This window comes from Dechloromonas denitrificans, assembly GCF_020510665.1.
GTDB classification, from domain to species: Bacteria; Pseudomonadota; Gammaproteobacteria; order Burkholderiales; family Rhodocyclaceae; genus Azonexus; species Azonexus denitrificans_B.
Genome location: NZ_CP075187.1, coordinates 1,181,880 through 1,205,742, shown reverse-complemented (window position 1 = coordinate 1,205,742; position 23,863 = coordinate 1,181,880). Strand labels below are relative to the sequence as shown.

The window sequence follows — 23,863 nt, the reverse complement described above, 5'->3', positions numbered from 1 at the left end:
CAGGCGCACTTCGCCTGTCTCTCAGTGTGCGCCGGATCAAGCCGGACAGGCAAGCCCGCCCGGCCCAGGTGCCACCCGGCTTAACGGGCGATTTCCAGCAACTCGACTTCGAAAATCAACGGCGCATCCGGCGGAATCGTTCCCGGAATGCCACGGCTGCCATAAGCCAGGTTGGATGGGCAAAGCAGCTTGGCCTTGCCGCCGATTTTCAACTTCTGCACACCCTCGGTCCAGCACGGGATAACCCGGTTCAGCGGAAAAGTGGCCGGCTGGCCGCGACGGTAGGAACTGTCAAATTCGGTGCCGTTTTCCAGTGTACCGCGGTAATGCACACGGACCGTGTCGGTCGCCTTGGGGCTGGCGCCCTCGCCTTCCTTGAGCAGGGTGATGACGATACCGGAGGCGGTCTTTTCCTCTTTCGGCGTCGCCTGAGCCGACAGCGAAACAGCGAGAAGCAGCGCAGCGGCGCCGGTGGTAAGCATTTTTTGCATGAACAGGCCTTTAGGCGATGGTAATCAGTGGGGCCGTACGGTAACGCGATTCGCCCTTTGAGCTCAAGCCATGCAAATCAAACATCCGGCGAAAAAGATTTTGATATTTATAGACAACCGGTCTAATATTTTCCAATGCCTTCATCTCCCCCACTTCCGCGCCGTCCGCGTGGCCGCCCCGCTCGCAACGGCATTGGTTTTGCCGATACCCGGACGCTGCTCATCCGGCGGGCGATCGAAATGCTCACCGAACGCGGCGTCAGCGCAACGGCCCTGGATGACATCCTGAAATCGGCCCAGGTTCCGAAAGGCTCGTTCTATCACTACTTCGCCAGCAAGGACGAGTTCGTCGCCGCCGCGCTGGATGCCTATGCCGACTACTTCGCCGACAAGCTCGACCGGCACTTTCTGGATGTCACCCGCTCTCCACTGGCCCGTCTCGCCGCCTTCGTCGACGACGCCTGCCACGGCGTGGCGCGACACGATTTTTGCCGCGGCTGCCTGGTCGGCAATCTCGGCCAGGAAGTCAGTACGCTGGACGACAAGCTGCGCCGGAGGCTGGAAGCGATTTTCAACGACTGGGAACAGCGCCTCGGCACCTGCCTGTCGGCCGCCGTGGATGCCGGAGAACTGGCCGCCGGCAGCGATTGTCCGGCACTGGCCCATGCCTTCTGGGTCGGCTGGGAGGGCGCCATCCTGCGCGCCCGATTGCTGCGGTCAACTGCTCCAATGCAGGCTTTTTTCAAACTGTTCCAGGCCGCGCTGCCCCGGCCCTGAAACCCCCTATTCACCTCAAGGAGAAACACCATGTTCAAAGGCATTCTGATCACCAAGGATGACGCCGGCTACCGCGCGGAAGTACAACAGATCGACGAAGCCGTCTTGCCGGATGGCGATGTCACCGTGCGTGTCGAATGGTCCACGCTGAATTACAAGGATGGCCTGGCGATTACCGGAAAATCGCCCGTCGTGCGCCGTTTCCCGATGATCCCGGGAATCGATTTCGCCGGGACGGTGACACAGAGCAGCCACCCGGACTGGCAAGCGGGCGACAAGGTCATCCTCAACGGCTGGGGCGTGGGCGAAACCCACTGCGGCGGACTGGCTGAGGTAGCACGCGTCAAGGGCGACTGGCTGGTCCCCTTGCCGAAAGCCTTCACGACGCGTCAAGCCATGGCGATCGGCACTGCCGGCTATACCGCGATGCTCTGTGTCCTGGCCCTGGAAAAGCACGGCATCAAGCCGGAGGACGGTGAAATTCTGGTCACCGGTGCGAACGGCGGCGTCGGCAGCGTGGCCATCGCCCTGCTCGCCCGGCTGGGCTATACGGTCGTTGCCTCAACCGGCCGGCCGGCCGAGGCGGAACACCTGAAAGCGCTCGGTGCCGAAACCCTCATCGAACGCAGCGAACTGGCCGCACCGGGCAAGCCGATTGGCAAGGAACGCTGGGCCGGGGTGGTCGATACAGTCGGCAGCCACACGCTGGCCAATGCCTGTGCCACGACGAAATACCGCGGTGCAGTCGCTGCCTGCGGACTGGCGGGCGGCATGGATTTTCCGGCCACCGTGGCTCCTTTCATCCTGCGCGGCGTAACGCTCTACGGTATTGATAGCGTCATGGCACCGCGTTCTGTTCGCCAGGAAGCCTGGGACCGACTGGCTCGCGACCTTGATATTGGCAAGCTCAACAGCGTCACACGTGAAATCGGGCTGGCTGAAGCCATCCAGGTCGGGGCCGAATTGCTCGACGGCAAGGTACGCGGCCGTGTCGTGGTCAACCTCGCCCAATAGGCAATTTTGAAAACCGGTCCGGGAGTGGGCCGGTTTTTCAGTTTCAAGCAGGTGAGCGCGGAAGCACCATGACGAATTCGGTGCCTTGCCCTTCGTGGCTCGTCACCCGGATCGTGCCGCCCAACACCTTGCTGACCACACCAAAGACGACATGCAGACCGAGTCCGGTCCCGCCTCGCCCCATGCGTGTGGTGTAGAAGGGATCGAAGATCCGGCCGACACGGTCGGCCGGAATGCCCTTGCCGTCATCCCTGACGCTGATCGCCACCTGGTCAGTAGAAAAAGCTTCGGCAACAATTTTGATCCGTCCTTCATGCCGTCCGTCAAAACCGTGAATCACGGCATTGTTGATCAGATTGGCCAGCGCCTGACCCAGGGGGCCGGGATAACTGTCGAGCATCAAGCCGGAAGGAACATCCGTCTCGACAATGAATGGCGTACGTTTCAGGGTTGGTTTCAGGGTCAGCAAAATTTCGTCGACCACCTCGGCGACCTCGAAAGCCCGGCGTTGCGAACTGGTCTGATCGACAGCCACCTGCTTGAAGCTGGTCACCAGTTCAGCCGCACGACGCATATTACGTTCGGCAATATCGCTCCCGGCATCGACACCCGCGACAAATTCATCAAGGACGGAACGACGCAATCCCGCCGCACTGGCCTGGCGGAACTGGCCGAGATTGTCGCGCATGGTGGATACCGCCATCAGGCCATTGCCGATTGGCGTGTTCAACTCATGGGCGATGCCGGCCACCAGATTCCCCAGCGAAGCCAGCTTCTCGGACTGGACAAGCTGCTCCTGCGTGGCTTTCAGGTTTTCGACCGTCGCCTCCAACTCATCATTGGCCTGCGACAACTCCTCCGTACGTTGCATCACCCGCTCTTCAAGCTCGCTGTTGAGCAAGCGTATCTCGGATTCGATGCGGCGCTGCTCGGTAATATCGGTCGCCATCATCAGCATCAGCCGATCATCGCCGACCTCGGCCACCATCGATGAAATCCGGCACAACAGGTGCTGACCGTTGCCCGTCACCAAGTCGGCCTCGATATCGTCAACGCGGCCATCTTCGAGCAAGTGCGCGAGAAAATCGACACGCAGCGCAGGATCGGCCCACAAACCGATTTCCAGGCCACATTTCCCGATCACATCAGCCCGCTGACGGGCAAACTGTCTTTCCCAGGCCGCATTGACGGTCACAATGGAAAATCCGTTATTGATATCGGACACGGACATCGGCGCCGGGGAAGCGTTGTAAATCGCCTCCAGCTTCTTTTCACTGCGTTTCAACGCACGTTCAACCTGCTTGCCGTGCGTGATATCGACATCCATGCAGACAAAAATCGAGGCCCCGTTTTCTCCTGGAATTTCAAAAGTACTGGCCAGCACCATGACAACGCGCCCCGATTTATGGCGCAAGGGATATTCCGACAAAGGCAGGGGCTTGCCCGACTGCCTGATTTCAGCCAGGCCATCCATGAATGCCCGGACCTGATCGGCATCCATGTACAGCAGTGTATGGTCGGTAATGCTCTTACCCACCACCTCTTCCGCCGTGAATCCGTACATCACCTCGGAAGCCTTGTTCCAGTACAGAATCCGGCCGCTTGCGTCATACCATTGCACGGCAACCGACGGCGTTCCCTCCAGCGTCGCCCGAAGCCGCTCTTCGCTGCGCTCGGTATCGTATTCCCGCGAGCGGATCACCGAAACCATGCTGGCCAGGTCGTTCGATAACTGATTCAGCTCGGCAACCGTCCCTTTCTTGGGCCAGGCGGACAGGTAATCCCCCGCACTGGCCGCATGGGTGCGGGCGATCAGGGCGTTGAGCGGACGAACCATGCGTGCCGACCAGAGCGGCGCGAGAATCAGGCTGATCAGCAATGCACCAAAAAACCCACCGATGACCAGCACGATGACCACCCGGTAACTCGGATTTGCCCAGCCCCCCGGCATCGCACTGACCACCACCCATTCCAGCTTGGCTGACTGGACGCCGCCGAGCACCATGCTGCGCCCCATGAACAACTCGTCATCCGAAACCTCGCGGCCGGAAAGCACCGTCTTGAACAACGGAAAACCGCTGAAATCGATGAATCGCCCCGGTGGATTGCTCGCCCTGGACGAAGAAGCCAACCATTGGCCATTACGATCGATGATCGTGGTCAACGGCCATTCTTCCTGGGTCGACTCCTTCAAAACGCTGAGGATGTGCTCGGCCGACACTTCGGCGACCAGGGTCCGCTCACCGGCAGAAAGCGCAATTCCCACCGTGTTCTTGCCGCCCAGGGCCGAGAGATATTTATCGCTCCAGATGGGTCGTGCCGCCTCCCCGTTCGCCTTGGCAATCCGGGCCAAGCGAAATACCCGGTTGCGTGAAAAATCAGCTCCGCGTAACTCGCCTGCAACCGCCGCATGCCGGGGTGGCAGGCTGATCGATTCGACAATGCCGTCGCCCGCCACCACAAAGACGGCTTCAAATCGTTCGCCGTTCCCGACGATCGCATCGGTGTAGCGTCGCAACTCATCGCGCGACAGAGTCGGTGCCATGTTGGCCAGCGGATACAGCTCAGCTTCGATGCCGCTGGTCACGAAATCGATCAACCGCGAGGTGTTTCTGGCCTTTTCGAGCATCGATGCCCGGGTTTGCCCATCCAGTTGAGGCAATCGATAAACCAGGATGCCACTGCCGATGATCCCGAAAGTCAGCATCACGCTGACGATCATCAATGTAATCAGCCAGGTTCTCAGGCGATATTCAGGAGCGCCGGATGAGTTGCGGTTATTTGACAATCGAAAGTCGGCCATTATTTACCACGGTCATATAGGTTGCGCGCTGAGCATCGCCATAACGATCAAATTGCCATTTTTGTTGCAAACCATCGAACGTCGTACCTGACAGCAGAACAGCTTTCAATGCAGCGCCACCCTGACCTGAAGACTGAGTCAGCCCGCCCAGCGTGGCACGCGTCGCATCGTAGGCTGCAACACTGGCAAAACCCGGTTCCTGCTTGAAGCGCGCCCGGAAAGTATCGGCAAATTTCCGATAGCCGGGCGAACTGTCCGAACGATCAAAAAACTGGGTCAGCGTCACACCTTCCACCGTTCTCCCGCCCAGTTCGATGAAATGCTCGGTCGCCGCCCACGGAGATGTCGTCACAGGCAAATTGAGGCCACGGTTACGCACAATCTGGATCAATCTGACCGTATCAACCGCATTCGAGATAAAAAGAAAGGCATCCGGCCGGGCATCGATCAATTGCTGGACCGCATGGCCATAGCCCTGTTCATCGCCGGAAGTAAACGTCGCCTCGGCAACAACCTGTCCGCCCAGCCCGGTAAAGTCACGCCGGTACTGTGCCGCCCAGTCAGCACTGAACGCCCGGTTGCTCAAATCGTAGGCAATGGCCAGACGACGGGCGCCTCGATCGAAGAGATGGCGTGAACTGATTCGGGTGTTTTCTGAGATCGGTGGTGCCACCTTGAAAAACAGGTCGTCCTTTCCGGAAAGCGACGTGGCCGTGACCGTCGGGCTGACAGTCACAATGCCGGCACGTTCGATCGCCGGCAGAATGGTCTCGGCAACGGAACTGGTCATGGGTCCGATAATCGCCGAAACGCCCGCAGCGACGAGGGCATCAACCGCATTCAGCGCGCTTTCCTGCTGCTGGGCATCATCCTGAACGATCAACTCGACCTTGCGCCCATTGACCCCACCCAAGCCGTTGATTTCCTCAACAGCAAGCAAGGCACCGCTACGCCCGGCTTCTCCGAGATCGGCTACTCGCCCGGAAAGCCCACCCAAATACCCGATTTTCAGAGGCTCTGGCGGCGCACAGCCAAAGAGCATGAGCGACAAAACAAAACATGCAGAGAATTGCCTCGATCCCATTTCTCCTCCCGGCCCCCATCCCTCTGGCTAGTCACGATCCAAGACATGACTTGAAACTTACTGAAACACGATTACCGAAAGCATGCGAATCACACAAACATGGCATAAGTCATTGAGCTGACGAAACTTTACATATCTGCGCCACATTGTATATAGTCGATCCACTCTTGCAAGGCACACCGGCAAGCTTCCAGATGAATTGATTCAGCAAGCAGGGAGTCGCAAATGCACCTCCAGATCAAACAAAAACTGGTTCTTCTTGTCGTGCTGGCCTTGTTTGCCTTGCTCAGCGTCGGCACTTTCGCATTTATTCAGGCCAGCAAGCTCAACACCGCACTAACCGGTGCCATCGAGCGTCACGCACTCATTGTCGATGCGGTCGACAAGGCACGAGCCGGGCAAGTGCACTTCAAGACGCAAGTCCAGGAGTGGAAAAACATTCTGCTGCGGGGCAAGAATGCAGAAGCCTTTGCCAAGCACATGCAAGGCTTTGACGGCGAAGAAAAGAAGGTCCGGGAGTTGCTGGCACAGGTACGCACCACAGCAAGCAAGCTCGGCATTGCCGAACGACTCAAGATTGATGACGTCATCGCCAATTTCGACAAGCTGGGGCCCAATTACCGCGAAGCGATCAAACAATATGATCGTAGCCAAATCGACCCCGCCAGCACGATTGACAAACTGGTTCACGGCCTGGACCGCGCGCCAACCAAGGCAATCGACGATCTGGTCATCGAGATGCAAAAAATCTCCACCGAATTCAATGCCAACGAGGCGATCCAGGCAGACGAAGTATTTTCTGCAGTGAAAGTCGGACTGGTCAGCTTCTCATTCGGTGCGATGGTGATTCTGGTTGTACTGGCCGTTTTCTTCATCCGCTCGATCACACACCCCTTGAGTGCGCTGGAAAATACGATGAGCCACATTGCTGCCAGCGGCGATCTGACGCAAAGAGCCGAAATAGTTCATCAGGATGAAATCGGTCGCATGGCCTCTGCGTTCAACATCATGATGACGCAGTTGCAGAAGATCATCGGCGAGGTGAACGGGGCCAGCCAGATGGTCAGCAGCGCCTCCGAGAATTTGGCGGAATCTTCGCGGGCCCTGGCTAATGTTTCGGAACAACAGTCCAACGCGGTAGCGAGCAGTGCGGCAGCCATCGAAGAATTGACGGTCGCCATCACCTCGGTTTCCGAAACAGCGGCAGATGTCCATCAACAGACCCAGGAAAGTGTCGACCAAACCGTTCATGGCTCCCAAAAAGTCTCTCATTTAGTCGGTGAGATAGAACACATCCAGCAAAACATGAATGACATTTCACGTACCGTTCATGAGTTTGTCCGAAGCACCAGGATCATCACCGACATGACCAAGGAAGTCAGGGATATTGCCGACCAGACCAATTTGCTGGCACTCAATGCAGCCATCGAGGCTGCCCGCGCAGGTGAGGCCGGCCGTGGATTTGCCGTTGTTGCAGACGAAGTCCGCAAACTGGCTGAAAAATCAGGCAAATCTGCGGTCGAGATTGATACGGTGACACAGCAGATCATGTTGCAATCGGATGCCGTTCAGACGGCCATCCAGGCTGGGGAGCAGTCGATTTCAGCCAGCACCAGGCTTGCTGCAGAAGTTGAGAGCGTACTCGACCACTCACGCAGCTCCGTCGAGCAGTCGCGTTCCGGCGTGACCGAAATCAACGATTCGGTCACCGAGCAAAAAATTGCCTCGACCGATATCGCCCAGAGCATGGAAAGAATCGCCAACATGGTCGAGGAAAACAATGCTGCAGCCCAAAGCATCAGTCGCTCGACCAGCGAACTCCGGGAATTGTCGCAAAACCTGTCGTTGACCGTAGCAGGCTTCCGTGTCGCCTGAAGCAGGCAAAATATTTTCAGGTTGAAGTTGTTACAGCCAAGTTGAGCAAACAATGGCCGCTGGCAACAAAGCGGCCATTATCTTGAGTACCTTGGGCCGACTTATTCCTATTCGAAATAACACAATGCGCACTTGTTCTTAATCGAATATTAAGGACTTGCTACAATAGCGCCCATTCGACAATCCCCGCGGATTACCCAAGCAATGACCCAACGTTCCACCCTCTCCCATCTCGACTGGCTCGAAGCCGAAGCCATCCACATCATGCGTGAAGTGGCCGGCCAGTGTTCCAACCCGGTGCTGCTCTTCTCCGGCGGCAAGGACTCGATCTGCATGCTGCGCCTGGCCGAAAAGGCTTTCCGCCCGGGCAAGTTCCCCTTCCCGCTGATGCACATCGACACCGGCCACAACTACAAGGAAGTCGTTGCCTTCCGCGACAAGCGTGCGGCTGAACTCGGCGAACGCCTGATCGTCCGCTCCGTCGAAGATTCGATGAAGCGCGGCACGGTCGTCCTCAAGCATGAAGGCGAGTCGCGCAACAAGCACCAGTCGGTGACGCTGCTCGAAGCCATCGAGGAATTCGGCTTCGACGCCTGCATCGGCGGCGCCCGTCGCGACGAGGAAAAGGCCCGTGCCAAGGAACGCATCTTCAGCTTCCGCGACGAATTCGGCCAATGGGACCCGAAGAACCAGCGCCCGGAACTGTGGAGCCTGTACAACGCCCGCAGCCACAAGGGCGAGAACATCCGCGCCTTCCCGATCTCGAACTGGACCGAAATGGACGTCTGGCAATACATCGAGCGCGAAGGCCTCGAACTGCCGTCGATCTACTTTGCGCACAAGCGCCCGATCGTCATGCGCCAGGGCGCCATCGTGCCGGTCAACGTACCGCTGGTCGACGGCGGCATTGCCAATCCATCCAGGGACGGTGAAGAAATCATCGACCTGCAGGTTCGTTTCCGCACCGTCGGCGACATTTCCTGCACGGCGCCGGTCGAATCCGATGCCGACGACGTCAGCAAAATTGTTTTCGAAACCGCCACCACCACCATCACCGAGCGCGGCGCTACCCGTCTGGACGACCAGACCAGCGACGCCTCCATGGAACAACGCAAGAAAGAGGGTTATTTCTGATGAGCGCCCATCAAGTTGAAGATCATGGCCTGCTGCGCTTCCTGACCTGCGGCAGCGTCGATGACGGCAAGAGCACGCTGATCGGCCGCCTGCTGTACGACACCAAGACCATCCTGGCCGACACGCTGTCGGCCATCGCCAAGACCTCCGAAAAGCGCGGCCTCGGCGCTGTCGACCTGTCGCTACTCACCGACGGCCTGCAAGCCGAGCGCGAGCAAGGCATCACCATCGACGTCGCCTACCGCTATTTCTCGACCGGCACCCGCAAGTACATCATTGCCGACGCACCCGGCCACGAGCAGTACACCCGCAACATGGTGACCGCGGCCTCCACGGCCAACCTCGCCATCATCCTGATCGATGCACGCAAGGGCGTCCTGACCCAGACCCGCCGCCACTCCAAGCTGGCCGCATTGGTCGGTATTCCGCATCTGATCGTCGCGATCAACAAGATGGACCTGGCCGATTATTCGCAGGAAACCTACGAGCGCATCAAGGCCGAATACCTCGAATTCGCCGCCAAGGTCGGCATCGAAGATATCCGCTTCATCCCGCTCTCGGCACTCAATGGCGACATGATCGTCGACCGTGGCGACAAGCTGAACTGGTACGAAGGCCCGACCCTGCTTGAAATGCTCGAAGCCGCCCCGGCCGCGCACACCGAGCACACCGAGAAGTTCCGCTTCCCGGTGCAGTACGTCTGCCGCCCGCAGGATTCGGCCAACCCGGAACTGCACGACTACCGCGGCTTCATGGGCCGTGTCGAAGCCGGTTCAATCAAGGTCGGCGATGCCGTCACCGTTTTGCCTTCCGGCCGCGAGTCGACCGTGAAAGCGGTTCAACTGGGTGGCGTCGATATCGGTGAAGCCTTCTGCGAACAATCGATCACGCTGCTGCTGGCCGACGAAATCGACACCTCGCGCGGCGACATGATCGTCAAGTCGAACGAAGTGCCGGCCGCAGTCAAGCAGATCGAAGCCACCGTCTGCTGGATGGCCGAACAGCCGATGGACCGCGCCCGCACCTACCTGATCCGCCACACGACGCGCGACTCGAAAGCCAAGCTGGCCGCCATCGACCATCGTCTGGATGTGAACACCCTGGAAAAAGTCCCGGCCGAAAAGCTGGCGATGAACGACATCGCTCAAGTCACCTTCAAGCTGGCCCAGCCGCTTTTCGCCGATCCCTATCTGGAAAACCGTGGGACCGGCGCTTTCATCATCATCGATGAGAGCAACAACAATACGGTGGGCGCGGGGATGATTCTCTGACCCCTGGCGGGCAAACGCGCCAAACAAAAAGCCTCCGGAATCCCCGGAGGCTTTTTTACGTTGACGACACAATCAGCCGTCGGCGCAACTACAAATCGTAATTCAGCTGGAACCAGTAAGTCCGGCCATCCATGCGCAGCGAATCCTGGGGATAGCCACTGTCGGGGCGCCAGTCGAAAGGCGAAACGGCATCGTATTTCTTGTCGAACAGATTGCGGATGCTGAACGAGGAGGACAGTCCATACCATTTCCGCTCACTGGAAAAAGTCAGGTTAGCCAGCGCCACACCCGGCAGGCGCTGCCGTTCGAGGGTCTGGCGGGCGCCCATGTACTGCGCCTCGATACCCGTCCGCAAGGCATTCGCAACGATGGGGAATGTCAGATTGAACTTGCCCAGCAAATTGGGGGAATTGACGGCATCTTCGCCATTCACATCCTTGGAGCTCTGGAAAGCCACGCTGCTGCGCAGACGGGTTCCGTTTTCCCAAGAGCTTTCGAATTCCAGTTCAACGCCTCGGGTATAGCTCGAACCGGCATCGACGTAATCGTTCAACGCATTGTTGAATACCATCTGCCGGGTCCGGTGATAGCGATACATCGAGCCGGTCAGGCGGGTTTGGGGCGACAGATCGTGCTGCACAACCAGCTCACTGGCCGTGACGAATTCCGGCGCAGCGGCGGCACCGTAGAAAGAGCGTTCATAGGCGTGCGGCATGCGGAAAGCTTCGCTCCAGGAGGCTTTCACGGTCGTACTCAGGCTGGGATGATAAATCGCGGCGAGGCGCGGGCTCCAGTTGCCGGCCAGATCGCTGGCGTTATCGTGGCGCGCGCCCACATTGAGCGACCATCGATCATTGATCCGAAATTCGTCGGTCAGGTAAAAGCTGGTTGTCCGCCGTGCATACATTTCCTCGCTTTCCCGCACGGTCACCCGCGACGGGGAAAGGTAGCTCCAGTGAAAGCGCTGGCGAAAATCATTGCGATACTCGAAGCCAAAAACGATTGAATGGCTGGCGAACCAGTTGGCAACAAATTTCTGATCGATACCCCACCAGTCGGCATCGAACTGGCGACGCCCGAATTTCTCACCGTCGCTGAAATCGGCAAACTGGCGAAAACCGTCGTAAGCGTAGTGTCCGTAGTAAAAACGCGAAGCGGAATGCAGCTTGTGGGCCAGGTCGGTTTCGTAACGCGCATTCAGGAAGGCGTTGGTATCCTGCACGGTAAAGGGCGTATTAAATGCGGTATAGGCATTCGGATTGGTCGGCACCGTCTTTTTCCGGTCCACATAAGCCGCTTCGACCGTCCAGCCTTCATAGGAAAACTTGCCGAACAGACGGTTGTTGTGCTCCGCATCGACATTCTGCGCCATGCCGTTGTTGGTGGCCGGCGTATCGTAGGCCGGGAAATACAGGCTCTGGCCGCGCGCATCAAGCGCCGAGGCCGACAACAGCAGATCCGCCCCGTTGTCGAAATACTTGCCGTAGGTCACGCGCTGTTTCCGCCCGCCGTAACTGGCGACTTCGCCGGACAACTGGGTGGCGTTGAAATCGCGTCCATGCCGGGTCACAACGTTGATGATGCCGAGCAAGGCATTATTGCCGTAAGTCACCGAGCCGGTGCCCGGCACGTACTCGACGCGCTCGACCAGTTCGAGATCGATCAGTCCGCCTTCGTCGATATAAGCCTGATTGAACAGGCTGTCCTGAGTCGCATAGCCGTCGATCAGCAGCATCACCCGGCCGGCGTAATCCTCCGGAGCACCAAAGCCACGCCCGCCCATGTATTGATAGCGGCGGTCGTTGGTCGTGTACAAGCCACGCATGCTGTTGATCACATCGGCCAGCGTCCGGTAACCGTAAGCCCGGATATCGGCAGCCGTGACAATCGCCACAGCCGACGGGGAATCACTGACCTGACGGGCAATTTTCGATGCCCAGACTACTTCCTGCTGGGTCAGTTGTTCGAGCGTCAGATCGGCCAGTGCGCCGGCCGAATCAGTCGCCTGGAGCGAACCGGAAGCCAGTAACAGAAGCATGCCCAGCACGCTCAGCCGGCATGGTTTTTCGCGGTTCGCTCGCAACTGCCCGGACATCACGCGCAACTCCGGCAGGACAGAACGAAGCTGACTGAACTCATATTTCTGACACGAAGTGGAAAAGTCTGAAATTCGACGACATGGCCGATCATAGCAAGAAGATCGGGAACCTGCTGAGCGACATCCTTGTCGACGAGGAAAACACCGCAAGCCGGCGTCTTCCTGGCCACAAAGCAGCCGCTTCAGGCTAGGATTCAGTCACGCGGCATTCAACAGGAATCGACGATGACCACTCCGATACGCAAATCAGTTCTCATGGTGCTGCTCGCCCTATCGATTGACGCGGGTGCCGAGGTTTACAAGTGCCGGCTGCCCGATGGCCAGATGGAAATCACCAACGCCCCCTGCCCGAAGGGAAGCGGCACCGTCACGGTTCGCCCGGATGAAAAAGTATCCGAGGCCGACCGCCTGCAAGCCGAACGTGAAGTTGAGCGTATGCGTCTTCAGGCGGACCGCATGGAAGCCGCGCAACGCACGGCCGAAACCGAGCGGATCGCAGCGCAAAAGCGGAACACTGCGGTCAACGCACCATCGGCGACCGAAACGAGAACGGTCGAAGAATGCCTGCACGATGTCGGACAGCTGGCGCTGGATCCCCACCAGCGTGCCGAACAGGAAGCGGCCTGCCGCGCCGGTGGACGGACCAGCCAGCCGGTTTATGTCCCGGTGCCGGTGTATGCCGGCAATCCGATCAGCGTCTGCATTGAAAATGTATTGCGACTGAAACTGCCGCCCGCCGAACAAAGCCAGCGACTGGCCCAGTGCCAGGGCCACCTGGCGCCCCCGCCGCCGACAATCAGCCAGCCGGCACAGCCGGTTCAACCGAAACCGACGGCCCCGGCACCGGTCGAAAGTTCGCGGGTGATTTGCCCGCCCAACAACAAGAACTGCGTGCGCTGATCAGGCGACTTCGTGCTTTTCGCCGTCCTTGCTCTGGCTGCCCAGCGTCAATTCGCTGTTCTCGCTGAGCGCGAAGAAAAAGGCATCGACCGCTTTCGGTTCGCCGGAAGCGGCAAAAGTCGTCTGGCCGCATTCGCACTGGCCGACCCAGATCGCTTCGATGCCGCGCAAACCACGCGTATCGACCGGATGAATCGTCGTCACATCGGCGCCGCAACCGTTGCAGACCAGTTTTTCCGGGCGCGTCGCCTCGATCTTGGCCTGCGCCTTTGCAATGCGTTCGGCCTGGCTGCCGCGTAGTTTTGCCTGTCCCATCGAATTCCCCGGAATAATCGCTCAAAACGCGGAGGATAGCCGCCCGCGCCCGGGCTGTCGAATGCTTCGCCTTCTGTGGCACACTCGGCGATGCTTCGGGCATGACCGCCCCTGACCAAAGAATTCGCCGATGAAAACACGCTCAATCCTTCTCGCCAGCCTGCTGCTGGCCAGCACCGCCAGCCAGGCCGCCAGCATCCAGCAATTCATGCCGCAGGGCAAAGTGGCCGACCAGACACGTGTCACCGTGCGTTTCAATACAGCGATGACCAAGCTCGGTGAAACCGGGGGCGCCGCGCCGTTCAGCATCGACTGCCAGAACATTGCCGGCGAAGGCCGCTGGATCGACGAGCGAAGCTGGGCCTGGCAAATGAGCCGGGCGCTGCAACCCGGCGAACGTTGCGTTTTTGCCCTGAAAAGCGGGTTGACCGCAGCAAACGGCGAAGCGGTCAGCGGCAAGAACCGCTTCGAATTTTTCGGCGCCGCCCCGCGTCCCTGGGCGATTCGCCCGGCGCCCGGTTCGGGCATCGAGGAAGACCAGGCTTTCGTCATCAACGGCGGCGGCCCGCTCAATGTGAAATCGCTCGAAAATAACCTGTGGTGCGAGGCTGATGGCGTCGGCCAGCGCATCCCGGCCCGTCCGGTCAGCCAGGCCATCCGCAACGAAGTCCTCAACCAGATCGGCGGACTGGGTTCGGCCCCCATCGTCGTCACCTGCGCCGAACGTCTGCCGGCCGGCAGCAAAATGAAACTGGTCTGGGGCAAAGGTATTCAGGCGGCCAACGGCACGCCGGGCGAAAAGGATGAAAGCTTCGTGTACAAGGTGCGCGAACCGTTCAAGGCGACGCTGAGTTGCGAACGCGAAAAAGCCGGTGCGCCCTGCTCGCCGCTCTCGGCCATCAGCCTGACTTTCAATGCGCCGTTCGAGGCCAGGTTTTTAAGCAAATTCCGCCTGTTGACCGCGGAAGGCCCGCGCAGCCCGGTCGATCCGAACAAGGACAGCAGCCATCAGGAGCCAAGCTTCCAGTCGATCAGCTTCGCCGGCCCCTTGCCGCAGAATGCCGATCTGACCTTAGAAATCCCATCCGGCTTCAAGGATGAAACGGGTCGCCCTTTAAGCAATGCGGCCAGTTTTCCGCTCAAGACGCGAACCGGCAGCCTGCCGCCTTTGGCCAAGTTTCCCGGCAGTTTCGGCATCATCGAGCTAAAGGAAGGCGGCCTCTTGCCGGTCACGCTGCGCAACGTCGAAGCCAGCCTGAAAACGAAGCAACTCGCCCTGCCCGGCAGTCACCGTTTCAGCGAGCAGCGGCTGACCGAAGATGCCGACGTGATCGCTGCGATGCTGGCATTGCAAAAATTCGAGCAGCAGACGCAGCAGGTCAAACTCAATGTCGACGGTGAAATGCGCACCATCACCGACCCGTATTACGCCCGCGAACTGCCCTTCCTTGCCAGGCGCAACGGCGTCACCCGCCAGGAACTGCCCAAGCCGGGCGGCAGCAACGAATTCGAGGTGGTCGGCATTCCGCTCGCCAAGCCGGGTTACCACATTGTCGAGATCGAGAGCCAGTTGCTCGGCAAGGCGCTGCTCGCCACGCCCAAGCCGATGTATGTCCGGACTGCCGCGCTGGTCACCAACATGGCGGTACATCTGAAGACCGGCAAGGACAATGCACTGGTCTGGGTGACCGCGCTCGACAGCGGCAAGCCGGTGGCCGATGCCGAGGTGCGCGTTTCCGGCTGCGACGGCAAGTCGCTGTGGCAGGGCAAGACCGACAGCCTGGGCCGGGCGGCGATCAATCAGCGGCTGGAAAACAGGAATTGCCGCGACGCCTACTTCCTGTTTGCCAGCGCCCGCCTGAATGGCGATTACAGTTTTGTCCGCTCAGACTGGAACGAAGGCATTGAGCCGTGGCGCTTTGGCGTCGAAACCTGGGGCGAGACCGGTGATTTCAAGATACACAGCATTGTCGACCGCAGCCTTTTCCGCCTCGGCCAGACGGTGTCGATGAAACATCTGGCGCGCAGCCGCAATAGCCGGGGTTTCCAGTTGCCCGAAGCGGCCGGACTGCCGACCAAGCTGGTCATCCGCCACCGCGAAAGCGGCACCGAATTCAGCCAGCCGGTCCAGTGGGATGCGCAGGCTTCCGCGGTCAACAGCTGGAAAGTGCCCGAATCGGCCAAGCTCGGCACCTATGAGATTGCCCTGAGCGGCGGCAAGCGTGGCGAAATCTACAGCGGTGAAATTCGCGTTGCCGACTTCCGCCTGCCGGTGTTTACCGGCAGCGTGCAAGGCGTTCCAAGCCGCCAGATCGCCCCCGCCAAGGTGCCGCTGGCGCTCGGCCTGTCCTTCCTCAACGGCGGCCCGGCCAAGAACGCCGAAGTTCAGGTTTCCGCCACGCTGCGCCCACGCTGGCCGACCTACAAGAATTACGAGGCTTACAATTTTCATATCGATTTCGACGATGCGGCGATGGCCGCCTTCAAGGTCGACGCCGGCCGCGAAGAAGAAAGCCTGATTCTCGACAAGCAGGCGCTCAAGCTCGACAAGGCCGGCGCCGGCAAGCTCGATGTGGTGCTGCCCGGCAAGCCGAAAGGCCCAAGCGAGGTCTATGCCGAAATGAGCTTTGCCGATCCGAACGGTGAAATCCAGACCCTGCGCGGCCTGGTCGAACTGTGGCCGGCCGGTGTGACGCTCGGTATCAAGGTGGCCGACTGGGCCTCGGCCGGTGGCAAGAACCGGGTTGAAGTCGTCGTCCTCGACACGGCCGGCAAGCCGCTCGCCGGGCAGGCGGTCAGCGTCAAAGGCAAGCGCCGGATCGACACCAGCCATCGCCGGCGCATCGTCGGCGGCTTCTACGCTTACGAAAACAATGCGGAATACAAGGATATCGGCGACGTCTGCAGCGGCACCACCGATAGTCGCGGTCTACTGCTCTGCGAGCCGAAATCCGGCGAATCCGGTTCGGTCTACCTGCTGGCCGAAACGAAGGACGCGGCAGGCAATATCGCCCGCGCCAGCACCAGCTACTGGGTGACCGGCGCCGGCGATCTGTGGTTCTCCGCCGGCAACCAGGACCGGATCGACGTCATTCCGGAAAAGAAGGCATGGAAACCGGGTGAAACCGCCCGCTTCCAGGTGCGCACGCCTTTCCGTGAGGCAACGGCGCTGATCTCGGTCGAGGCCGGCGGCGTGATCGACACTTTCGTCCAGCCGCTATCGCGCTTCAAACCGACGATTGAACTGCCGGTCAAGGCCGAATGGGGGCCGAATGTCTTCGTCTCGGTGCTCGCCGTGCGCGGCCGCGTCGAGCCGCTGAAATGGTATTCGCTGTTCCAGTGGGGCTGGCGCGAACCGGTCGCCTGGTTCAAGGAATGGTGGAACCCGGAACAACCAACCGCCATGGTCGACCTGGCCAAACCGGCCTATCGTCTCGGACTGGCCGAAATCGCCGTCGGCACCGAAGGCTTCAAACTCAAGGTGGATATCAGCAGCGACAAGACCGACTACCGTCCGCGCGAAGAAGCGACGGTGAAGATCAAGGTCACGACGCCGGATGGCAAACCTGCCCCGGCCGGCACCGAAGTCGCCTTCGCCGCGGTCGATCAGGCGCTGCTTGAACTGCGCTCGAACGATAGCTGGAACCTGCTCGACGCGATGCTGCAAAAACGCGGCTACGAGGTGGAAACCGCCACCGCCCAGTCGCAGGTCATCGGCAAGCGCCACTTCGGCAAGAAAGCCCTGCCACCGGGTGGCGGTGGCGGTCGTGCGCCGGCCCGCGAACTGTTCGACACCCTGCTCAAATGGCAGCCACGCGTCGTCCTCGACGCCAATGGCAGTGCCACACTCAAGGTGACGATGAACGACTCGCTGAGCGAATTCAAGCTGGTCGGCGTGGCCACCGCGGGTGCCAGTCTGTTCGGTACGGGCAGCAGCAGCGTCAAGACCCGGCAGGACTTGCAGATCATCTCCGGCCTGCCGCCGCTGGTCCGCGAAGGTGACAGTTTCAAGGCGATGCTGACGCTGCGCAACGGCACGGCGCGCAAGATGGTCATTGCGGTCAACGGCAAAAACGGGGCCAATTCGCTGACCGAGCAAAAACTGACGCTCGAACCGGAAGGGGCCGGCGAACTGAGCTGGCCGCTCAAGGCCGGCGAAGGGATCAGCAGCCAGCAGTGGGAATTCAGCGCCAGGGAAGAAGGCGGCAACGCCCAGGACACGCTGCGTATCACGCAGCAAATCGCGCCCGCCGTGCCGGTCACCGTGCAACAGGCGACGTTCACCCGCATCGCCGGCAGTTTTGCCGTACCAGTCATGCAGCCGGCCGGCGCCCTGCCCGGCAAGGGCGGGCTGGAAATCAGCCTGTCGCCCAAACTGGCGACGCCGCCGCCCGGCCTGACGCGCTTCTTCGAGGAATATCCGTTCAGTTGCCTGGAGCAGAAAACCTCGGTGGCCATCGGCCTGCATGACGAAAAACGCTGGCAGGCGATTGCCGAAACCCTGCCCGGTTATCTCGACCACAACGGGCTGGCCGCTTACTTCCCCGGCAGCAGCGGCAGCACCACGCTGACAGCTTATCTGCTCGATCTGGTCACGCTGGCCGGCTTCACGCTGCCCGAAGACAGCCGCCAGCGCATGCTGCAAGGCCTGACCGCCTACGTCGAAGGGCGCATCAAGACCGGCGAATGGGCACCGTCCTACGCCGGCGACCCGCTGCTGCAACGCCGTCTGAACGCTTTGCAGGCACTGACCCGTCAAGGCCTGCAGCCGATCCGGGCGGCAGCCGCACTGGAAATCGACCCGCTGCGCCTGTCGACCGCAGCATTGATCGACTGGACGCTGATCGTGCGCCGCCTGGCTGAACTACCGCAACGCGACAAAAAACTGGCCGAAGCCAAGCAGGAACTGCGCAACCGCCTGAGCTACGCCGGCAGCCGCCTGGTATTCACCACCGAACGCGACGACTACAGCTGGTGGCTGATGCTCAACGCCGACGCCAACGCTTTCCGGCTGATCGAAGCCATGCTCGACGATGCCGAATGGAAGGACGATTTACCGCGTCTGCTGCAAGGCGCCATGGAACGCCAGGTGCGCGGCCGCTGGCTGACCACCACGGCCAACGCCTGGGCACGCGTCACGCTCGACCGCTTTGCGCAGAAGTTCGAGCGCGAGACGGTCAGCGGGACTACCGTCGCCACACTCGGCAAGGCACGCACAGAACTTGACTGGAAAAAAGCGGCCGGCGAAACGTTCAAGCCACTTGCCTTGCCCTGGCCAGCAGCACCGGCCAAGGACGACAAGCTGGACATCCGTCACGACGGCAGCGGCAAGCCTTGGGCCACAGTTCAGGTACTCGCCGCGATTCCAGACGGACCGGCGCGCAACGCCGGTTACCGGATCACGCGCAAGGTGACGCCGACCCAGGAAAAGAGCGCCGGCAAGATCAGTCGCGGCGACCTCTGGCGCGTCACGCTGACGGTCGATGCCGACAACGACATGAGCTGGGTGGCGCTGACCGATCCGATTCCCGCCGGCGCCAAGATCGTCGGCGATGGAGACGGACGCGATTCGGCCATCGCCGGCCTCGGCGAAAACCAGCAGCAGCGCGGCATTTCACCCACCTACGTCGAACGCAGCTTCAGCGCCTACCGGGCTTATTACGCGATGCTGCCGAAAGGCCGTTTCAGCATCGAATACACCGTGCGCCTGAACAACGCCGGCAATTTTGCCTTGCCGCCTAGCCGGGTCGAAGCGATGTATGCCCCCGATGTGTTCGGTGAGTTGCCGAACGGACGCGTCGTAGTGGGCGACTGAACTTCCTCCGTCTGCCCGGCCGATCTCCCGAACTGCCCGCCCGAAGGGCGGTTCGGGCCATGCGAATATCCCTTAGGTCGTATTGAGCAAGATTTTTCTTGTCGGTATCATGCGCGCACCACAAGGAATCGCCATGAAAACATCCCACTACGACACACTTCAGGTCAGCACGCGGGCCAGCACTGAAATCATCGACGCCGCCTACCAGCGACTCAAGCCCAGCCTGACTGAAGCAGCCAGGAATGGCGATTTTGAAGCACGCAACCAGCTGCTTTTCCTTGAAGAAGCCTACAGCGTGCTGGTTTCGCCCGAGAAGCGTGCCGCTTACGATGCCGCCCAGTCTCCTGCCCCGGCCCAGGCACCGGCCTACCAGCGCACTTACGCCTATGAAGCGGCCAGCAGCGCGCCAAGCGGCATGTTCGCTTCGGGCACGGCACGGCTGGTGCTCGGGCTTGGCCTGTGCGCGGCAGTTTTCTCGGTTTACAAATTCATGGGCCAAAGCGGTCAGCAGAAAAACCAGGCCAGCCAGATCGAAGCCAGCGCCCAGCGCGGCACCGGCGAAGTGCGCAACGATGCCTACCGGGCCGAAAATGAACGCATGCTCGTCCAGGGGGCGGTGCACAACCAGGGCAAGCAGATCGACAACTCCTACAATATTGCCGACCGTGAAGCCGAACGTCGCCAACGCGAACTCGACTACCGGGCCAATGCCGATGCCCAGGTGCTCGACATGCAGCGCCGCCGGCTGGAAGCGCAACAACAGCAACAGCAATGGCAGCAGGAGCAGTACGAAAAGGATCGCAAACTGCGCGAAGCGAAAATCGCAGCCGATGCACCGAAGAAGCAGCTGTGCAATATGTACGCCCTGAGCGGCAACACACGCGACGCCCGCGCCGCCGGTTGCTACTACTGAGCGCCACGGCCGGCTAGCGGCCGGCCGCCGCCTGACGCCAGGGCATCTGGCCGAACGTATCGACCAGGAAATCGATCATCGCCCGGACCTTGGGCGAAACGTGCCGACCACCGGGATACGTGGCATATAGCGGTACCGGCTCGACGTGGTGCCAGTCAGTCAGAATCGGGACCAGCGCCCCGCTGCGCAAGGCTTCTCCGGCAACGATATCGGTCAGCCGGGTAATCCCGACACCGGCCAGTGCCAGCTGGAGAACGGTTTCCGTATTGTTGGCAACCACATTGCCGCCAATGTGCACCACGCGCACGCCGTCATCGGTATCGAAAGGCCAGCGCCGCAAGGCAGGCAAACTGGTGATCCACAGACAGTTGTGCTGCTGCAGGTCATCCGGCGTACGCGGTGTGCCACAGCGCGCCAGATAAGCCGGTGCGGCACAAATCACCCGCTCGACATTACAGATCCGCCGGGCGATGGCAGAAGAATCGTCCAACGCACCGATGCGCACGATCAGATCAAAATGGTCTTCGCCCGGCCCCGGCAACTGATCGCTGATCGTCAGTTCCAGTTCGACATCGGGATAAGCCTCAAGAAACAGGGGAATGGCCGGCGTCAGTTGGTGCATGCCAAAGGCGGAGCCACAATGCAGGCGCAGCAGGCCGCGCGGATATTGACCGGCCTGGGCGATTTCCGCCTCTGCTTCATCGATCGCACTCAAGATCGGTCGGGCGCGATTGAAAAAAGCTTCGCCCTCCGCCGTCATTTGCTGGCGCCGCGTACTCCGTGTCAGCAAACGCACGCCCAGTCGGTCCTCCAGCCGGCTGACCAGCTTCGAAAGCGCCGAAGGCGTCAGTCCCATCTCACGTGCCGCCGGGGTAAATCCGCCCAGTTCAACGGCACGGACAAAAGCCGTCATTTCCGCAGTTCGATCCATGGCTTGATTATGGACCAAATTTCACAGATGTTTTTCCATTTCAATGGATTGTTGCTTGGCAGATTGGTAATTAGAGTAGCGGCCTGTTAATGCTGCATCGCAACACCGAAAGGAAACATCATGCGAATCATCGATATTCAACGCATCGAACGCGAAGCCCGCGCCCTGCGCGCCCAGGAAATCCAGCGCCTGCAAGGCCTGTTCGCCGAGCGCCTGAGCCTCTACGCGGTACTGATGGGTCACAGCCTGCTGGCGCTGGCCACAAGCATCGGCGAAATCATTCGTCCGGCGTTTTCGTGGAATCCGCAAGCAGATGTCCGGCGCCCGCGCATTGCCCTGAGCAAACGCCTGAATCGTCGGCTGCGCGCACTGTTTGCCTGGAATCCACGGCGCGGCGCCTGCTGAGCTTTTGCCGCAACGCAGCTCAAGTCGCCGCCTGGGTGCGGCGGCACAACGGCCCGGCTAGCGGGTCTCGTCCACAATCTGGATCAGCTTTTCCTCGACTTCGGTCAGCACTCGGGCCAAAACCGGGTTTTCATCCGGACGCTCGGTAAGCGACGCCGGCCGGACGATCCCCAGCTTGGTCGCGCCGTCTTCGGTAAATACCGTAATCCGCCAAGGCAGGGTGAGTGCCAGCCGGATGTCGATGGCCAGTATTTTTTCCATCTGGCGGTAATTGCACACGTCAAAAACCTGGCACTCCTCGTCCAGGTCGATTTCCTTGCGACGCAGCATCTCGCCCGTATCCTGCACATTCAGGATGACAAAGCCCAGACGCTGAACGACCGGCGGCAAATCGAAGGTGGCTTCGTAGAATGACTTGCTGCTTTCGACGATATAAAACACGCGCTTTCCTTGTGACAAAAACCAGAACAAGGGCGAATGATAGGGCCTGCGAAACATTCACGCTCGCCCCTTGCCTATAATGATGTCGCCCCCAGCCACGGAAAACGCCATGCTCGCCAGCCTGCAGACCTGTTTCGAACTGCCCGACCACGCCGCACTTGCGGCCATGAGTCACGTTCTTATCGCACTCCCGGCCAGCACCGACATTCCCGAAGACTGCCCCGAGCGCGCCCTGCTGCTCTCCACCCTTGCCCGCCGCCGGCTCGACCCCGAAGCGCTGGCCGACGAACCGGTCATGGCCAACTCGGCCGAAGGCGGCTTGCGTGTCTGGCTGATGCTCGACCGCAAGCAATCGACCTTCGCCAACCACAGCCTGCTGTGCGATGGCATGACGATTCTGCTCGACGAGGAGCCTGCTGCGGTCGACCTGCTGATTTGCAGCAAAACCGGCGATGCCGACTGGATGGCGGAACAGGCCGGCTATGTCGCGCTGGCCAACGGCACGCCGCTGCCCAACCAGAAAAAGAAGGATGCACCGCGCCGCCTCGAACAATTGAACATCCGGGGCGTCAAGCCACTCCCCGAACGCCCGCGTTCGCTGGCCGAAGGCAATCTGCTGGCCCGCACCCTGATTGCACTGCCGCCCAACAGCCTGACGCCCAGCGCCTACCGGACACGAATCGCCACGCTGGCCAACGAAAACGCCTGGCAAGTCGAGGAATTCGATCTCTCCCGCTTGCGGACCATGGGCGCCGGCGCCTTTGTCTCGGTCGCCCAGGGCAGCGAAGCCAACGACGCGGCGATTGTCCGCATTTCCTTCATCTCCCCGCAGCCGCAAGGCCACATCGCGCTGGTCGGCAAGGGAATCTGCTTCGATACCGGCGGCCACAATCTCAAATCGGCTGAGACCATGATCGGCATGCACGAAGACATGGCCGGCTCGGCCACCGTCCTCGGCATCCTGCTTGCCGCCACCAGGCTGGCACTGCCGCTGCGCATCGATGCCTGGCTGGCATTGGCCAGCAACGATATCTCGCCGCGTGCCAGCCGCCAGGGCGACGTCGTCACGGCGCTCGACGGCACGACCATCGAAATCGTGCATACGGATGCCGAAGGCCGCATGGTCCTGGCCGACACGCTGGCGCTGGCTGGGCGCAGCGAACCGGATCTGATGGTTGATTTCGGCACGCTGACCTACACCATGATCCAGGCCCTCGGCTGCCGCTATTCGGGCGTCTTTGCCAGCAGCGACGAACTCGCCGGCCTCGCCGTTCAAGCCGGCAGCCGCAGCGGCGAACGCGTCGCCTGCTTCCCGATGGACGACGATTACGAAGAAGCCCTCGACAGCACGCAGGCCGACATCTGCCAGTGCAGCCTCGACGACGATGCCCCGGACCACATTCACGCCGCACTTTTCCTCAAGCGCTTCGTCGGCGAACTCCCCTGGCTGCATGTCGATCTGTCGGCCGCCAGTTGTGACGACGGCCTCGGCGCCATTGCCACCGACCAGACCGGATTCGGCGTCGCCTGGGGCGTTCAGCTATTGCAGGATTGGCTGCAAACGAGCCGTTGACCGCGACAAACCGCGCCGCTTGC

17 protein-coding genes are annotated in these 23,863 nt (G+C 60.5%); 10 read left to right on the top strand and 7 right to left on the bottom strand.

Annotated features, from left to right (window positions below):
- Positions 1-80: 80 nt before the first annotated feature.
- Positions 81-491 carry an FKBP-type peptidyl-prolyl cis-trans isomerase gene (locus KI614_RS05585; RefSeq protein WP_226408436.1) on the bottom strand — a complete coding sequence of 137 codons (411 nt, stop codon included), beginning with the start codon at positions 489-491 and terminating at the stop codon, positions 81-83.
- Between the two features lie 135 nt (positions 492-626).
- Between KI614_RS05585 and KI614_RS05580 the strand changes: the two genes are divergently transcribed.
- Both KI614_RS05580 and KI614_RS05575 read left to right on the top strand, forming a co-directional pair.
- Positions 627-1,268: a TetR family transcriptional regulator C-terminal domain-containing protein gene (locus KI614_RS05580; RefSeq protein WP_226408435.1), complete on the top strand. Its 642-nt coding sequence runs from the start codon at positions 627-629 to the stop codon at positions 1,266-1,268.
- 30 nt (positions 1,269-1,298) lie between these two features.
- Entirely contained in the window at positions 1,299-2,282 is a 984-nt protein-coding gene (locus KI614_RS05575; protein WP_226408434.1) for an MDR family oxidoreductase, read from the top strand.
- 43 nt (positions 2,283-2,325) lie between these two features.
- On the opposite strand, the gene KI614_RS05570 is transcribed toward KI614_RS05575, so the two are convergent.
- Positions 2,326-5,085, bottom strand: coding sequence for a PAS domain-containing sensor histidine kinase (locus KI614_RS05570; protein WP_226408433.1), 2,760 nt, complete (start codon positions 5,083-5,085; stop codon positions 2,326-2,328).
- On the bottom strand, positions 5,060-6,127 hold the full coding sequence (locus KI614_RS05565) for an ABC transporter substrate-binding protein (RefSeq protein WP_226409254.1): 1,068 nt from the start codon (positions 6,125-6,127) through the stop codon (positions 5,060-5,062). Before KI614_RS05565 ends, KI614_RS05570 begins: the two co-directional genes overlap by 26 nt.
- Before the next feature lie 267 nt (positions 6,128-6,394).
- Between KI614_RS05565 and KI614_RS05560 the strand changes: the two genes are divergently transcribed.
- The 3 genes from KI614_RS05560 to cysN all read left to right on the top strand — a co-directional run bounded on the left by KI614_RS05560 (position 6,395) and on the right by cysN (position 10,449).
- Positions 6,395-8,044: a methyl-accepting chemotaxis protein gene (locus KI614_RS05560; RefSeq protein WP_226408431.1), complete on the top strand. Its 1,650-nt coding sequence runs from the start codon at positions 6,395-6,397 to the stop codon at positions 8,042-8,044.
- Positions 8,045-8,248: 204 nt separating this feature from the next.
- Positions 8,249-9,178, top strand: a complete 930-nt coding sequence (gene cysD, locus KI614_RS05555; protein WP_413464179.1) for a sulfate adenylyltransferase subunit CysD — start codon at positions 8,249-8,251, stop codon at positions 9,176-9,178.
- Complete coding sequence (gene cysN / locus KI614_RS05550; RefSeq protein WP_226408429.1) at positions 9,178-10,449, top strand: sulfate adenylyltransferase subunit CysN; 1,272 nt, start codon at positions 9,178-9,180, stop codon at positions 10,447-10,449. The genes cysD and cysN overlap by 1 nt, the downstream gene beginning before the upstream one ends.
- An 88-nt stretch (positions 10,450-10,537) precedes the next feature.
- On the opposite strand, the gene KI614_RS05545 is transcribed toward cysN, so the two are convergent.
- Complete coding sequence (locus tag KI614_RS05545) at positions 10,538-12,487, bottom strand: TonB-dependent receptor plug domain-containing protein (RefSeq protein ID WP_226408427.1); 1,950 nt, start codon at positions 12,485-12,487, stop codon at positions 10,538-10,540.
- A 285-nt stretch (positions 12,488-12,772) separates the two neighbouring features.
- Between KI614_RS05545 and KI614_RS05540 the strand changes: the two genes are divergently transcribed.
- Entirely contained in the window at positions 12,773-13,447 is a 675-nt protein-coding gene (locus KI614_RS05540; RefSeq protein WP_226408425.1) for a DUF4124 domain-containing protein, read from the top strand.
- On the opposite strand, the gene KI614_RS05535 is transcribed toward KI614_RS05540, so the two are convergent.
- Positions 13,448-13,762, bottom strand: coding sequence for a hypothetical protein (locus KI614_RS05535; RefSeq protein ID WP_203469110.1), 315 nt, complete (start codon positions 13,760-13,762; stop codon positions 13,448-13,450). It abuts the gene before it with no gap.
- Between the two features lie 130 nt (positions 13,763-13,892).
- On the opposite strand from KI614_RS05535, the gene KI614_RS05530 reads away from it, so the two are divergent.
- Positions 13,893-19,577: an alpha-2-macroglobulin family protein gene (locus KI614_RS05530; RefSeq protein ID WP_226408423.1), complete on the top strand. Its 5,685-nt coding sequence runs from the start codon at positions 13,893-13,895 to the stop codon at positions 19,575-19,577.
- A 133-nt stretch (positions 19,578-19,710) separates the two neighbouring features.
- Positions 19,711-20,490 carry a DnaJ domain-containing protein gene (locus KI614_RS05525; protein ID WP_226408421.1) on the top strand — a complete coding sequence of 260 codons (780 nt, stop codon included), beginning with the start codon at positions 19,711-19,713 and terminating at the stop codon, positions 20,488-20,490.
- 13 nt (positions 20,491-20,503) lie between these two features.
- Here KI614_RS05525 and KI614_RS05520 read toward each other — a convergent pair whose 3' ends face one another.
- Positions 20,504-21,421, bottom strand: coding sequence for a LysR family transcriptional regulator (locus KI614_RS05520; protein ID WP_226408419.1), 918 nt, complete (start codon positions 21,419-21,421; stop codon positions 20,504-20,506).
- Between the two features lie 120 nt (positions 21,422-21,541).
- Here KI614_RS05520 and KI614_RS05515 point away from each other — a divergent pair, with 120 nt between their 5' ends.
- Complete coding sequence (locus tag KI614_RS05515) at positions 21,542-21,826, top strand: hypothetical protein (protein WP_226408417.1); 285 nt, start codon at positions 21,542-21,544, stop codon at positions 21,824-21,826.
- Positions 21,827-21,883: 57 nt separating this feature from the next.
- Here the strand turns inward: KI614_RS05515 and KI614_RS05510 are convergent, their stop codons facing one another.
- Positions 21,884-22,267, bottom strand: coding sequence for a DUF302 domain-containing protein (locus KI614_RS05510; protein WP_226408415.1), 384 nt, complete (start codon positions 22,265-22,267; stop codon positions 21,884-21,886).
- A 109-nt stretch (positions 22,268-22,376) separates the two neighbouring features.
- Between KI614_RS05510 and KI614_RS05505 the strand changes: the two genes are divergently transcribed.
- Entirely contained in the window at positions 22,377-23,840 is a 1,464-nt protein-coding gene (locus KI614_RS05505) for a M17 family metallopeptidase (protein ID WP_226408413.1), read from the top strand.
- Positions 23,841-23,863 lie beyond the last annotated feature (23 nt).